The organism is Heyndrickxia sp. FSL W8-0496, from assembly GCF_038007825.1.
In the GTDB taxonomy this organism is placed as follows: domain Bacteria; phylum Bacillota; class Bacilli; order Bacillales; family Bacillaceae_C; genus Heyndrickxia; species Heyndrickxia oleronia.
Window position 1 is genome coordinate 4195262 of record NZ_JBBOXX010000001.1, and the last position, 15228, is coordinate 4210489.

Annotated in this window: 14 protein-coding genes; 3 read left to right on the forward strand and 11 right to left on the reverse strand. The window is 34.9% G+C overall.

Going from position 1 to position 15228, the window contains the following annotated elements; translation table 11 throughout:
• Nucleotides 1-121: 121 nt before the first annotated feature.
• From NST63_RS21285 to NST63_RS21295, 3 genes are all read right to left on the reverse strand, one after another.
• Entirely contained in the window at nucleotides 122-622 is a 501-nt protein-coding gene (locus tag NST63_RS21285; RefSeq protein WP_212944193.1) for a DinB family protein, read from the reverse strand.
• Nucleotides 623-699: 77 nt separating this feature from the next.
• Nucleotides 700-1614 carry a helix-turn-helix transcriptional regulator gene (locus NST63_RS21290; protein WP_341043680.1) on the reverse strand — a complete coding sequence of 305 codons (915 nt, stop codon included), beginning with the start codon at nucleotides 1612-1614 and terminating at the stop codon, nucleotides 700-702.
• A 373-nt stretch (nucleotides 1615-1987) separates the two neighbouring features.
• The gene (locus NST63_RS21295) at nucleotides 1988-2584 is read right to left on the reverse strand and encodes a protein kinase (protein ID WP_212944190.1); all 597 of its coding nucleotides are present in this window, start codon (nucleotides 2582-2584) and stop codon (nucleotides 1988-1990) included.
• Nucleotides 2585-2798: 214 nt separating this feature from the next.
• Here NST63_RS21295 and NST63_RS21300 point away from each other — a divergent pair, with 214 nt between their 5' ends.
• Nucleotides 2799-2942: a hypothetical protein gene (locus tag NST63_RS21300; RefSeq protein ID WP_212944189.1), complete on the forward strand. Its 144-nt coding sequence runs from the start codon at nucleotides 2799-2801 to the stop codon at nucleotides 2940-2942.
• A gap of 355 nt (nucleotides 2943-3297) precedes the next feature.
• On the opposite strand, the gene NST63_RS21305 is transcribed toward NST63_RS21300, so the two are convergent.
• Nucleotides 3298-3915, reverse strand: coding sequence for a LysE/ArgO family amino acid transporter (locus NST63_RS21305; RefSeq protein WP_212944188.1), 618 nt, complete (start codon nucleotides 3913-3915; stop codon nucleotides 3298-3300).
• A 130-nt stretch (nucleotides 3916-4045) separates the two neighbouring features.
• Here NST63_RS21305 and pdxR point away from each other — a divergent pair, with 130 nt between their 5' ends.
• Complete coding sequence (gene pdxR / locus NST63_RS21310) at nucleotides 4046-5497, forward strand: MocR-like pyridoxine biosynthesis transcription factor PdxR (RefSeq protein WP_341043681.1); 1452 nt, start codon at nucleotides 4046-4048, stop codon at nucleotides 5495-5497.
• 395 nt (nucleotides 5498-5892) lie between these two features.
• On the opposite strand, the gene NST63_RS21315 is transcribed toward pdxR, so the two are convergent.
• Together NST63_RS21315 and NST63_RS21320 are read right to left on the reverse strand one after the other, a co-directional pair.
• The gene (locus NST63_RS21315; protein ID WP_341043682.1) at nucleotides 5893-6372 is read right to left on the reverse strand and encodes a GNAT family N-acetyltransferase; all 480 of its coding nucleotides are present in this window, start codon (nucleotides 6370-6372) and stop codon (nucleotides 5893-5895) included.
• An 88-nt stretch (nucleotides 6373-6460) separates the two neighbouring features.
• The gene (locus tag NST63_RS21320) at nucleotides 6461-6724 is read right to left on the reverse strand and encodes a hypothetical protein (RefSeq protein WP_212944185.1); all 264 of its coding nucleotides are present in this window, start codon (nucleotides 6722-6724) and stop codon (nucleotides 6461-6463) included.
• Nucleotides 6725-7561: 837 nt separating this feature from the next.
• Between NST63_RS21320 and NST63_RS21325 the strand changes: the two genes are divergently transcribed.
• Nucleotides 7562-8998: a YfcC family protein gene (locus NST63_RS21325; protein WP_242598193.1), complete on the forward strand. Its 1437-nt coding sequence runs from the start codon at nucleotides 7562-7564 to the stop codon at nucleotides 8996-8998.
• An 80-nt stretch (nucleotides 8999-9078) separates the two neighbouring features.
• On the opposite strand, the gene NST63_RS21330 is transcribed toward NST63_RS21325, so the two are convergent.
• From NST63_RS21330 to NST63_RS21350, 5 genes are all read right to left on the reverse strand, one after another.
• The gene (locus tag NST63_RS21330) at nucleotides 9079-9813 is read right to left on the reverse strand and encodes a LytR/AlgR family response regulator transcription factor (RefSeq protein WP_212944184.1); all 735 of its coding nucleotides are present in this window, start codon (nucleotides 9811-9813) and stop codon (nucleotides 9079-9081) included.
• A 23-nt stretch (nucleotides 9814-9836) separates the two neighbouring features.
• A complete protein-coding gene (locus tag NST63_RS21335) occupies nucleotides 9837-11567 on the reverse strand; it encodes a LytS/YhcK type 5TM receptor domain-containing protein (RefSeq protein WP_212944182.1) in 1731 nt (576 codons plus the stop codon).
• Nucleotides 11568-11989: 422 nt separating this feature from the next.
• Nucleotides 11990-12517 (reverse strand): cupin domain-containing protein, encoded by a 528-nt coding sequence (locus tag NST63_RS21340; protein WP_078110175.1) that lies wholly within the window; start codon nucleotides 12515-12517, stop codon nucleotides 11990-11992.
• 469 nt (nucleotides 12518-12986) lie between these two features.
• Complete coding sequence (locus NST63_RS21345; RefSeq protein WP_212944180.1) at nucleotides 12987-13427, reverse strand: CoxG family protein; 441 nt, start codon at nucleotides 13425-13427, stop codon at nucleotides 12987-12989.
• Between the two features lie 281 nt (nucleotides 13428-13708).
• Nucleotides 13709-14692 carry an arsenic resistance protein gene (locus tag NST63_RS21350; RefSeq protein WP_341043683.1) on the reverse strand — a complete coding sequence of 328 codons (984 nt, stop codon included), beginning with the start codon at nucleotides 14690-14692 and terminating at the stop codon, nucleotides 13709-13711.
• Nucleotides 14693-15228 lie beyond the last annotated feature (536 nt).

The window sequence follows — 15228 nt, forward strand, 5'->3', positions numbered from 1 at the left end:
CTAAAAAAGTCGAATTCCTATACACTAAGGAATCGACTTTTTTATTACAGCTTAAATTAATGTAAAAATCTATATTGCATTCTCAGAAATGAGTCACCCTTCATTTGAAATACTATTTGCCTTAACTCTGATACCAATATAAACAGAAGTCATTCATTATCGAAGCGTATCCCAGTTGTCTTAACATAGTTGTTATGTTACCTCGATGATACGTACCATGGTTAGCAACATGAAATAAAATTTCTGAGTATGCAGTTTCTCTAGCTCCTGACCAAGGATTGTTCAAATTAATTTTTTGTTCTAAATCTCTTTGGCTAGTCATCCATTCTTCGTACTGTAAAGCGAGTTCTTCAAAATACTTAACAAACTCGTCTAATGAATAGGAATTGACCTTTTCTAGAATTACCATAGAGGCTTCCAACGCCTCTTGCATATCCATTCCTTTAAGTACTTGTAACCACATAACATCTACCACATAGATATGACTAAACGTTTGAGCAATATTTGGATATGAACTACTTACCTCTTCATATAAGACATTTTTTGGTAGTTCGTTTATTCTTTCTAATAACACCTTATTAGCCCAAACATGGTACTTATACATATTTTTTGCATGGTTCATTTAGCATCTACTCCTTAGCTTCTTGGTTTCAAAACTTGATACTCGTATTATAAAAAAAGATATATGACAGCAGATTGTCATATATCTTCATAAACTTTCATTATTTTTTTTGCCTCATCTACTATAATTGATTGCAGTTCCACAGGTTTTATAACTTTAGCTCCACTACCAAAGCTTAAAAGAATTGATTTAAGCCATCTAGCATGTAGAGGTTGATAAACAGATAATGTAATTGTCATACTTCCATCACTGTTCATGACTTTAGCAGAATTCTGGAATTGATCTAATACTCCTGCTAAGGAATTAGGATTAACCCAAATTACTACATCCTCAAATCCTTCTAGATTGTCATCTGAATAAGTTGAATCTTCTTTCCTTTCGTGAGTTTGGACAAACGTTTTTTCCGTCAATATTATACCCATCATACGTGATACTCTAAATTCTCTATAATTCTGACGTTCTCTACAATACCCATATAAATACCAGTTGCGATACTTATAATGAAGGTGAACAGGTTCTAATTCACGTGATGTAAATTCATTTTTATTACTTACATAATCAAAGCGGATTACCCTTTTTTCATGAATAGCTTTTCGCAGATCCATTAAAGAATTCGGTTCTGTTCTATGGCTATCTAAGTCAACTAACAAAGTCCGATTGTTTCCACTTGTATCTAGCATTTTTAATCTTTCTATCGTATGTTCAACTTCCTTATCTTCAAAAATACTTGATAAACTACTTAATACAGTGATGAGGCTCAATATGTCATATGAACCTATTAAACTCCTATCAAATTTGTAACCTTCTATAATTCCGAAACCTCCGTTAGTACCTTGGTATGAAACGACTGGTATTCCTGCCGCACAAATCGCTTCGATATCTCTATAAATGGTTCGCGTTGATACTTGGAATTCATCAGCTAAACTTGAAGCTGACAAAATTTCATTATTTAAGAGCTTGAATATGATGGAAATCAAACGTTCTAATTTCAATTCTCATTTCCTTTCTACAATAATTGATTAAGCGGCCATTGACATGCCACTTACCGTACATTTTATTTCTCTTTTATTTTTAATAAATTTATCCAAACCTTTTATTAAAAATATCATGTTCATTTAGTATAACTATGTATTGAATCAATACTAATCCTCTTGTAAATGGCAAAAGAACTGATATGAGAAAATAGGTTTTCAGATATTAAGGAAAGTATTTTGGCATGGGCATAGCCATTAAACTTTTTATTAAAGAACGTTTACTAACTAATTGTAGGTTTGTGGAAAACCAAATTATGATTGCTTTGTTCAACTAACGCCACCATTAGCATAAGCTGGACTCTTCACAAACTTTCCAACACATTGATTCTCCTTATTCCTTACCACAATCATAACAACGGTTGTCTTTGTCATTATCTCCGTACATTCGTAGTTCCTTCTCTATTCCACAAACTTTGCAAAAGTCAAAGTGAATTTGTGGAATTATACCTTTTTCGGCAAACGGAACCCACTCTTTGTCATATAAACTCTTTGTCATACCATAATCGGTAAAGACAAGTTTACCATCATTATTTAAACCATAGTTACTACTGTCTTTTAAATCAAAGCAATCAAATTTTTTATCTAATATTTCTAAAACTTCTTCAAACAAATCAGGAATCAAATGTTGGTGTTCTACCACCTTTATCTCATACGATTGATTGTCCTTTAGTTCTAAGGGTCTGTAATATGTTTGTACAGATATGAATTCATCAACGTAATATGTCTGAGCGAGTAATGAATCAAGACCTTTATCCGCCATTGAAGAATAAACTTTTAATTCATTAAGTGATTGTTTATAACCGATTGGATGCAAATGTACTTTTATTACGTAATCTAAAACTCTATATACTTTTCTTGTAGACCCTATACCTACAAAATTATCATCACTACAATACTGCTTCCAATTTTGAATGATTTGTTTAAGCATTGATTTCCCACCTCAAATTATCAATTCGATACTTTATACTTATTTCCTTTTTAAAGTAACTGCCTGTTTGTTCAACTTATGGTGTTACGATAAAATTGGTTGGGAATTCATCGCTCTACGCTTTTCCTTTATATACTTTTTATTAACTTGTTGAATAATAGTTTTTCTTATGTTGATACTAATTTAAAATAACTGTTAATAAAGGTGAGTATGAATGAAATATGAAACAAAAAAGATTTTAAAATGGTTTATTATCATTAATATTGCAAACGCAATAATTGCTGCAATAATTGGTCAAATTCAAACTGAATATTTGATAAAAAAAATTAACAAAAATACAAATAAAAATAATCAATAGCTGTTATCTTAGGTTTAGAAAATAGTACCTCCTCACTTTCAACAGCGAAACCCTATATCCAACTAATCTCCCCTTTATTTCACCCCCAATTAAAGGAGCCTTTATTAGCTTAAGAAGATGATGGAATACCTATTCATTCTTGGAAGAAAGAATTTCTCCTTCCCAATTACAGTGAAAACAATCTACTCCCCATCCTTTAACTGGTACAACTATGCATTTTCTTTTTTGTCATTAAAAATTAGGCTGGAAAATGATTTAAAATAAAATGATTCATCAATTAGTCTCTTACCACCACAATTAGGGCAAAACTTTGGTTTCATATGACCTATCTCCTTTCTATAGCCTCTGAAATTGCTTATACATTAAATAAAGAAAAAACAAGATAAACTGCAGCCGCCCACATGATAATGGCAGATACTTTATTCAGAGCCAACAAGAAGGTTCCAGATTTATCAATTTTCCCTATGACTCTACCAATTAGTGAAAGTCCAATAAACCAAAGCCATGAAACCATAATACATGTAAAAGCAAATATTATTTTTTCAACTCCATGGTATTTTATTGAGCTTGTTCCTATTACCCCCACAGTGTCCATGATTGCATGTGGGTTTAATAAAGAAACAGATGCCGCAAATAATAGTTGTTTCTTTAAAGAAAATTTATTTACATCTGAATTTCTTTGATTATTTGGTTTACTATTCCATGTGGTCCATCCCATATAGACTAAAAAAATAACCCCTCCCCCAATTAAAATAACTTTAAACCAAAATGAACCTAAAATCAGTAAGGAAACCCCTAAAACAGATACTAAAATTAATAAGGTGTCACATAGAGAAGCTGTTATAACAACTGGTAATACATTCATATATCGAGGTTGCATAGCCCCCTGGTTAAAAATAAAAACATTTTGGACACCAAGTGGCAGAATTAATCCAAGTGAAAGAATAAACCCATGAATAAATGGTTCGATCATATAAAATTCCCCTTTCGATTTGTGCTCCAAGGTCAATTGTAGTTGAAATATTGTCTTTGTCTCCAACCAATTGGATGGAATCCAAACCAACCAAATTATATAATAGAAACAAAAAGAGGAGAACGTTTTGATGTTTACAACCGATTGGAAACCAAATAAATCATCGTCGGTACCATTACATAAGCAGATCACTGATTTTATAAAGGAAAAAATAACAAATGGTGAATGGACGATAGGATATAAGCTCCCTCCTCAACGTACTTTAGCAAAAGAGTTAGGAGTAAATAGAAGTACAATTGTAACAGCCTATGATGAATTAATAGCTGAAGGACTTATTGAAGGAAAAAGCGGCAGTGGAACCAGAGTGGTTAATAATACTTGGAATTTATTAGTGACCACGCCTCCTCCCGATTGGAATTCATATGTAAAGGTAGGAACTCACAAGCCAAATTTGCCAACGATTCAAGAAATAAATCAAGCAGAATTTATTCCAGACATCATTCGTCTTGGAACTGGAGAATTATCACCAAATCTTATTCCGAGCATGGCAATGAAAAAAATATTTCATCAATTGGCCAATAGAGAAATTTCTTATGGATATGAAGAACCGAAGGGGTTGCTGCCATTAAGAGAACAGATAGCCAACTATTTAACGACAATTGGGATTTATGCTTCTCCTTCTTCTATTTTAATTGTATCCGGTGCATTACAAGCTCTACAGCTTATCAGTGTTGGTTTATTGCATAAGGGGTCTACCGTATTAACAGAAAAACCATCCTATCTTCATTCTTTAAATGTCTTCCAGTCAGCAGGTATGCGTTTAATGGGTATCCCTATGGATAAAGAAGGAATTCAAGCCAAGCTTGTTAAACAATATAAAAAACAACAAAAAGCTGCTTTACTCTATACCATTCCTTCATTTCATAATCCAACGGGTACATTAATGACTATGGACAGGCGGAAACAATTGTTGGATACTTGTCAACAAGAACAACTACCTTTGATTGAAGATGATGTCTACCGAGAACTATGGTTTGATGAACATTTACCAAAACCAATTAAGTCTTTTGACAAAAATGGCCTTGTACTTTATTTGGGAAGTTTATCTAAATCTTTAAGTCCTGGTCTCCGTATTGGATGGATTGTTGGTCCAGAACCAGTAGTTGAGCATTTAGCAGATATTAAAATGCAAACCGATTACGGTTCTAGTTCTTTATCACAGTGGGCTGCTGTAGAATGGTTTTCAAGCGGATTCTACTCTAAACATTTAAATGAAGTAAGAGAACAACTGAAAATTCGAAGAGATTTTACTTTAGATACTTTGAACAAGTATTTTTCCGATCTAGCCGTTTGGCAAAAACCCACTGGAGGATTTTACATTTGGCTGCGTTTGTTACCGTTAATTTCCATGAGAAAGTTATTTGAAATCGCACTCTCAGAAGGAATTTTACTAAACCCAGGAAATGTTTATGATCACCAAGCTGAACAATACCTACGAATTTCTTATTCATTTGCTCCGCTTCCAGAAATACACGATGGTCTTAAACGCTTATCTATGATTGTAAAAATGCTAGTTAAATAAGGGCTTTTATTGAAGCCCTTTTTTCTTTAGCGATCAAGAAGTAAGAGCTATTGACCTTCAATAGCTTTACAAGCTTGCTATATTGATATTGATAATCACTTTATTTTTCTATAAAAATAAAGTGGGTGTAAAAAGTCAGGTAATAAATCAAGACCAATTGTACAACCTTTATATCACAAATAAGTTTCAATCCTTGTCCATTTACTTCATCTAAAAAAGAGCATCCTTTATTAAAAGAGTGCTCCTATAATTGATCTATAATTCTACTTTTATAAGCGTGTTTATTCACATTTCCATGTAATGCTACAAGATCTCATATTCCATCCACAGCTATCAAAAAAATCTTTATTTAGCTGGAGAGTAATCTTGCAAAATCATATATGTATTCTACTAGTTTACGATAATTCCTTTATATACCAAGCGTCCATAGCACTATGCTCAGAACCATCTAGTGCCTTTTCAAGTTGTTGAAAACCTAATTTGATATAAAGGAGATTGGCAACTTGTAGTTTCTTCAATGTTTCTAAATAACAGTGAGTATAATGTTCCTTAGCGAAGTCGAGTGCTACTTTCATCAGCTCTTTCGACAAACCCATGCCTTGAGCTTCGGAGGTAATGTAAAGCTTTTGCAGCTCGCAAATTCCCGTCTTCTGTCCAAATGGAGCAATACCCACACCGCCTAACACTTCATCCTTTTCATTCACTGCAACCCAATACTTTGCATTTGATTGCTCCTTGTAAAATTGTGTTAGATTGCTTAGTTGAGGGTCAAAATAGGCTGTTCCTGGAATGTTTAATTTAAATGATTCCAATGAACGCTTAATAATTTTTTCTATTGTTTGATTGTCCTTTTCTTTAATTTCACGAATCCTCATTGTTTTATCTCCATATCTACTAATTTATTTCATCTAGTATTACTTCTTCTAGGTCTTTATTCAAAAAACCTGCCACCTTGGCAAAAATCTATCCTCGCTTCTTAAAAAAGGAATTTGTGTTAGACCAATCTTTCTTCATCCTATGCCAAATAAGTAAAGCAAGTATGAGACCTAATAAAATACAAATGATCGAAACAATCAAAAATTCAACAAAAATAAAGTCTAGTCGGAACGATTTAAGAAGATATTTAACTATATAATAGTCAAGTATCAACGGTATTGATAAGATGATTCCATATAATAGGACAATTCGCCTTTTTCCTTTTTCTCTAATTTGCCCCCAATTTACCATATAAATTGAGCCTCCTTAAATCAGTACATCGAATTACTTCATATTATTTATCTGTTCTTTAGTTAATGCCTCGTTAAAGTAATATATCCCTTTAGTCGAAGTAGACTTATAAGTAGATTTTAAGCCCTCTTATTTTTTCAATTAAGGTTAACTGACATGGGAGCACTTCTGTTTTCGTACATCCCAGTTACAGTGGTCATGTTTTACTCGTTTTGCGGATTCATTCGCTCTCTTTCATTACCCTGTACCCGGCTTTTGCTCCTTTTGGGGTTATTCACACTCTTTCGTTACCCTGTACCTCGGTTTTGCTCCATTTGGGGAACATTCTCTCTCTTTCGTTACCCTGTACCTCGGTTTTGCTCCATTTGGGGAACCATTCTCTCTCTTTCGTTACTCTGTACCTCGGTTTTGCTCCATTTGGGGAACCATTCTCTCTCTTTCGTTACCCTGTACCTCGGTTTTGCTCATTTGGGGAACCATTCTCTCTCTTTCGTTACCCTGTACCTCGGTTTTGCTCCATTTGGGGAACCATTCTCTCTCTTTCGTTACCATGAGCTCGTGTTTCCCTCCCTTTCACAACCCCATATAAACTTTCATCCTAGTATTTGCATGGTTTTGCATTCGTCTCCTCGATATCCCCAATTGCAAATATTTACATAACGAGAAGTAAAGTGTGCAGTTCGTTTCGGAATGTGTACCATTTGTTTTATATGTGAACGCTTTGTCACAAAAACGTCCGAGATAGCGTTTTCTTTTTTATAATGTGTACATACCAAGATTGACTTAGTACTATTTGCACTTATTTGGTAATATCATCTACATTCCGGGGGGAGCAACATGTTAAATACAGAGCAACTGAACACAGAACAGGAGCCAAAAAAGAAAAAGAAAAAATTTGAGATGCCACATATTTATGTCATTTTATTTGTTTTTAGTGCGCTAGCCGCCATTACCACCTATTTCATTCCGGCGGGGGAATTTAAACGTGTACCAGGTCCGGAAGGTCGAACAACAATTGACCCAAATTCCTTTCATCATGTTGAACAAACACCTGTTGGGATTATAGACTTTTTAACGGTGATTCCACGGGGATTGATTGATGCAGGTGAGGTTGTATTCTTCACGTTTATCATTGGTGGGATGTTTATGGTTCTAAGGCGTACTGGAATCATTGAGGTTGCTGTTGATAAACTGGCACGGAAATTCTCGCATAAAAGTATTATGCTCATTCCTGTCTTAACAACCGTGTTTGCCGTTATAGCAACATTGATTGGTACAGCAGAATTATCACTTGTTTACATTCCGGTTATTATGCCTCTTATTATTGCACTGGGTTATGATTCAATTACAGCAGCAGCCATTGCACTTTGTGGAACTGTGGTTGGGTTTACAGCAGGTGTACTAAATCCGATAAATACAGGGCTTGGACAAAAATTATCGGGTTTGCCTGTTTTCTCTGGACTTGGATTACGCTTAATCGTTTTTATTGTGACAGTTACGGCAGCTATTTTATTCATTATCCGTTATGCAAAGAAAATCAAAAAAGATCCAACACGTAGTCTAGTATATGAGGAAGATGTGGAAAAACGTGCTTTATATACTAGTGTGGGAAAAGCTGAAGCTATATCCGCCACTGCACGCCAAAAGTGGGCAGCGGTTGTAGCGCTTGTATTCTTCGTCATTCTTGTATATGGTGTCATTTCAAAAGGTTGGTTTATGGTTGAAATGGCAGGACTCTTTATCATCATGGGAATTGTCGTCGGAATGATTGCCGGTCTTAAATTAGGCGAAATTTGTGAAGCCTTTAACCAAGGTTTTAGAGATGTTTTAATGGGAGCATTTATAGTTGGGCTGGCTCGGGCAGTTGCTGTTGTACTAGAAGATGGTAACATTATGGACACGATGGTTCATACGCTTGGTTCGCTTGTTGGTGATTTGCCACCTGCATTAGCGGCAGTTGGTATGTATATTGTACAGGTGTTTATTAACTTTATTATTTCGTCTGGAAGTGGACAAGCACTTGTAACCATGCCAATAATGGCGCCACTTGCTGATATGGTTGGTGTGACGAGACAAACTGCTGTTCTTGCTTATCAACTTGGTGATGGGTTCACCCATATATTTTATCCGACAAGTGGGTACTTCATGGCAGCACTTGCGATTGCGGGTGTTCAATGGCAAAAATGGGTTCGCTTCTTCTTCCCATTGTTCCTCATTTGGGCTGGAATTTCGGTTGTAACACTTGTTATCGCCCAATTGATTGGCTGGTCTTAATAAATTACAGAAATAGCATCCATCCTTTTACTATAAGAATGGATGCTATTTTTATGTTTTGAAGGCAAGACGCAATCAACTTATTTAATTCCCAATTTTTGTTTAACATGTTTCGCGTAGGAGCGACTGATAGGTACTTTTGATCCATCTTTTAAAATTAAATTATACGCACGATTAAGCCATGGCTCAATGGCGGTAACCTGTTTTAAATTAACAATATACCCTCGATGCACTTGTAAAAAGTCATCTCCTAGCTTTTCTAATATTTGATAAAGCAACAGATCAGTTTCATATTTATGCTGGGCGGTTTTAATATACGTTTGGCGATTTTCTGTTCCTATATAGTAAATCTCATCAACTTGTACAATAATCATTCGATCGTCGTCTTTTACTGGAATTGTTTTTGTTCCCTGCGACTGTGTATCCTCTTGTTGCGGATTACCACGATGGAATTGTGCATGTACTAGCAATTTGTCTACCGTTTTACGAAGCCTCGCCCCATCAATTGGCTTGATAATGTAATCAATGGCATCCAAATCGAATGCATCAAGTGCATACGCATCATAAGCTGTAGCAAATACAATCATCGGTTGTTTTTTCATATGTTTAAATTGTTTCGCCAATTCCATTCCATTCCCTTTGGCCAGCTGGATGTCAAGGAACACCACATCAGGTTGACATTCATTAATATCCCATAGAGCTTCGTGCATCGTTTCGGACTCGCCAATAATCTCTATATCACCTGTTTCTGTTAATAAATATTTTAATTCCTCTCGTGCAAATTGTTCATCCTCTACAATAAACGCATACAGCATATCTACCTAACCTCTCTATATAATTAAAATTGTATCGGTAATGTAATTGAAACGGTAGTTCCTTTCCCTTGTTTGCTTTCCATGTTAAAAGTCGCATCTCGGCTAAATAAAGCGGTTAGGCGCTCCTTAATATTAAAAAGTGCCGACCCACTTCCGTTTTTGGTGGAGTTAACAACACGCTGGCCTAAATCAACGAGCCTTTCTGGTGGCACGCCAATTCCATTGTCGATCACCGTTAACTGTAGTTTCGATTCTGTTCGTTGCTTAATGTTAATGTGGATTTTGCCAATCTCCCCCAAGTTCTTTAATTCACCATGGGTAATTGCGTTTTCTACAAGCGGTTGTAGAATAAAAGGTGGAATGAGAGCATGACTGAGATTCGGATCCATCTCGACGCTAAGTTCAAATTTATCAGGAAATCGAGCTTCTTCTAATGCGAAATAGGCATGGACATTTTCCAATTCTTTTTCGATACGTACTAGACGGTCTGTGAGTCCTGTCAAATTGTTTCTTAAAAAGGTAGATAAATGAAGTAACAATTTACGAGCGAGCATAGGATCCATACGACAAAGCGCAACAATTGTATTTAGAGCATTGAATAAAAAATGAGGATGAATTTGAGCATGGAGCGCCTTTATTTCGGCATCTTGCAATAACTGATTATAGCGTTCAACCTCTCCCAGCTCTAATTGACTAGAAAATAAATTACTAAGTCCTTCTGCCATTTCACGTTCAACAGACGTCATGAGAAATGGGTGGCGAAAATAAAATGTTAACGTCCCAATTGTTTTATCCTTCACAAGTAATGGTAATACAATAAACGCCGCCTTATTTGCATTTCGCGGATATAATGCATTCGTATAGGATCGAACGATTTTCATTTTCCTCGTTTGAATGACCTGTTCTCTATATTTAAGCTCAGATGGATTGCTGCTTCCACCTGTATGAGCTAGCTCTCTAATACCACGAGTAATTGCTACATGGTCGACATTGGTTAACTGTTGGATAACATTTGCGGCTTTTGATGCCGTGGATTCGTTTAACCCTTGACGGAAAAGTGAAAGTGTCCGGTCTGCAATGGATAGTGCAGTAGCCGTTTGGTTGGCACGTGTTCGTTCCTCAGCCTGAATCACACTATAAAAAATCATCGCACAAATCCAGATACCAATACTATTGATGACGATAATCGGAATCCCAGTATAGCTAATTAAATGAAAAGCTGTCATGTGCTGGGTAGTAATCAACGGGATAAGTAGAATTTGAATGATAAGGATCAAAAGACCAATTAAAAACATAGGTAAAGGTCGAATTAAACCAATTCCACGTAGTTTACGGCCGAAAAGTCCAGCTAATCCACCACCTACAAGTGAGGCGATAAAACTGGCATTGCTAATAAATCCCCCCATAAACAAACGATGTCCACCTGCAATTAATGCTGATCCAAGTCCAACAATTGGGCCTCCAACCAGGCCTCCAATGATAATGCCTATATTACGTGTATCGGCAATGGCATTATCCATTTGAAGTTCAGGATTCCATAAGTTAGAAATTACATGTGCATCTGGATTGACGACGATGGCTGTATAATTTCCTATGACACCAAATAATCCAAAGAGCATAATCATAACAAAGCTACCTTTGATGTTTAAATCCCGATTAATCATCTGTCTAAAAATAGGCAGTCGTGTAAAGAGGAAGGCAATCGTGATAATGAGCGTCATTCTTGAAAGCATTTGTGATAATAAATCCCACATGTTAAATCTCCGTTTCTTCTACACTCTTAAATAAACTTCTTTTTTCATAGTAAGGGTTTGCAGGAAACTTGGCAATAAAATCGTTTATGTACCACTTCATACCTTCTCTGATTTAAGATAAAAATTTTAGTTTGGAAATCAAAAATGCTATTTAGTTGTTATACGTATATGATTGATTTTCAATAAGTCAGTCTTCACTAGTAATTTACATCAAAAATAAAACAACTAATTTTAACCCCGTCCTAAAGCAGTACGGGATAATACGTATTTGAGGTTTTAAAACTAAATAAAGTTTATAGTCATTTTTCATTTGGTATAGTACAATCGTAGACCTTTTCATTGAGCTAAACTGCCAGTTTGTGGATCAACAAAAAGGCTTTACTCCTCTTTGAAGTAAGCCCCAGAAAGTATTAATTAGAATTCTATTTTTCCGCCGCTAAAGCCTGTGCTTTAGTTAAATGAACCGTACCGAATGGATGTTGTGGAGGAGCATATATAGAATAAAGTTTTAAAGGGATATTACCTGTATTCGTTACATTATGCCAGGTGCCAGCAGGTATCATAATGGCAAAATCATCATAAACTTTTTGAACAAAATTTAAATGATCTTTTCTCTGTCCCATTTGCACAACCCCTTGACCTTGTTCAACCCGTAGGAATTGGTCAGTATTAGGGTGAATTTCTAAACCGATGTCTTCACCAACATTAATACTCATCAATGTCACTTGCAAATGTTTTCCTGTCCACAAAGCAGTTCGATAAGTATTGTTATGTTTCGCAGCTTCATTAATATTGACTACAAATGGCTTCCGCCCATAATCTTTCACCTTATTTCTTTGGTTATTATAATTATTCCAGTAATCAGGATGTCTTATATAATTATTATGCATTTGAACATTAGCCCCATAAACATTAGATTGGTATGGATACATACAGGAGGTATAGTACATCTAATTCATTCCCTTCACAGATTTATACAAATTATCGTATGCATTATTTAATGAGAGTGTACTTATGTACAGATCGGACTTAGCCCAAAACAATTAGTCAACAATTTAATAGATCTATTGAACAAAAGATAGTCAACTAAACTGCTTCTTATGACATAAGAAAAAGGCTCCCTGTTAAACGTTGCCCCCTATAGTTTAGAAACCTTTACAATAGAAGCTACTATCAGTTTTTCACCTTTATTTGTTCTAGCATGAATTGTATGCGATAAACATACCTTCTCTTACATAAAGTGGTTCTATTCTAAAAAAACAGCGCGGTAATATTTTTGAATTGCCCCCATAATGGAGCAAAAAAAAGAAGCCATCCTCTTTCGGATAGCCCCTTTCCACTAATTATTGAAACTTTTTATACTAGCATTCGTCACTTAGAAGAAATCTCCAATTTCATTCAGCTTTCAATCTTTGAAAACTATGAGAATACTACTATTTTACGTGCGATAGATTCTGTTAAACGAGATGCTACTTTTGGAACAGCCCATTTAATAATTGGTGTTAGCACTGCACCCGTTAATCCACCTGCATGAACGTTCACCGTACAAGTCATTGTTGTTTTACCATTAGCATCTTCTGCAGTAAATTGACCGCTTCCTGTAAAATTATCTGATAAACCTTTTAGTTCAAATTTAATATTTGAAGGTTCATTCCATTCAGTAATATCTACCTGAGCTTGTATTGTTTTTTTAATACCTTTCACATTACCTTCAAATGTCCAGATAGATTGCTTGTCATTGATGAGTTTATGTTCTTTATAGGCAGGCACTGACGTTGCCCATTTTTCAAGATCACTGACATAATCCCAAACTGCTTGTACATCTACTGGAATGTCTACTGTATGTGTTCCCGTTGCCATTATGATCCCCACTTTCACTATGTATAAATAGTAAATTTACATTTCACAAAATAATTATTACATAAAAATGCATAAACTTATATATCTAATTGTTATTTAGCTTTCCTTTTTCCATTATTGAACATTAGAAAACACCGCTCATCTACTAATCTATCCTTAATCAAAAAAGGCATTCCTTATTAAAGGAATGCGCCCGTTACAGCAAGTACATTTCTTTACAGGCTGACCCTTTCTTCTTTATACAGCTTTAATTGTTCTCTCTATCAAACTACTCACAACAACTACTGTATTTTAGATTCTGAATGATCTTTCATCATTATCCTTGGAATAACTCTTATATAGATTAATTCTCCTATTAATTCAATAATTGTTTGTGTAACAATCACTGCAGCAGCTAATGTTGCCCAATTTTCAGGTAAAGCTAATGCTAATGGAAGGACTACAAGCGAGTTTCTAGTCCCTGTACTAAATATTAAAGCTCTTCCTGCCCCTTTATCCAAATTAAATATATTGGCGATCAGTCTAGATATAAATGGTGTAATGATTAAAAATAAAATATATATGGGAATGACACGTACAATTAATTCCCAATCGCTATATACCCTTCCAATTTGAGAGGAAACGACCACAATTAATACTAATGCCATAAATGGAACAGGTAACCAAGTTGTAAACTCTAGTACTTTCACTCCAATTTCTCTCTTCTTCGCCCATACCTGAGAAATTACGGAAAATATTAAGGGAACAACTATTAAGAATAGAAAGGCTTCAAGAAATGGAGCTACTTCAAAAACTCCTGCCATCTCTTCACCAATAAATATCCATAGATATACAGGAAGTAATATCATTTGTACGACGAATAGGATAGGTGTAGATGCTAAGATTAATTTTTCATTCCCTTTCCCAAGTTGAGTAAAGACAATTACATAGTCAATACAAGGAGTAAGTAAAACTAAATAAACCCCTAATAAAATAGGAGGTGATTGAGGGAAAATCGCCGTTAAAATCCAAACAACGATTGGAACAGCTATAAAATTGCCTATTAATAATGCAGAAATAAATCTGAAATTTGCTATAGCCTCACGCAATTTTAAAAATGGAATTTGAGCAAACATTCCATACATAAGAATAGCGATGAGTGGCGAAATCATCCATTCTAAATTAGTTCCTATACCTTTGTTGATTCCCAAAATCCCTCCAAAAATTAGCGATCCCCCATATATCCAAATTTGCTGATTTTCTAAAGTCTCCCTGGTAATTTTCACAGTATACTCCTTTTTACCGTATTCCCTTTTTAACAAAGCATTTTATTCGTGTATTTAGTTTACCATACCCTTGAAATTTCTAAGTACTATAGTTACTGTACCTAACATACTAAAACAGTTTGCCCACATTATTAAAATCACACTAAGAAATGGTTATAATTATTGCATAGGAATCTTTATCCTTATTAATCTAATCCTCCCTATTAGTTTAAGAGACCCGACTCAATGAAATGGGGATCTTTTTAATTATTTTCTATCATAGGTTTTTCAACTATGTTAATAACAAAAGTATTGTTTATACTAAATGCAGGAAAGTCTATTGTTGAGGAACCTCCTCTAACACCTTGCATAGCTTTCGGTGCTGACTTAGATAATATAATGGCAGTATCACTTTAAAACATCCTGCAGTATTACTACTCTCCAATAAGATCACTCTATATTTGATACACACTGTTTATTTGTTTTTTCAAAAATGCCTAGACTAATATCTATAAATAGACGAAGATTAGCTCGTCTGACTTTATTGTGAAGGTATT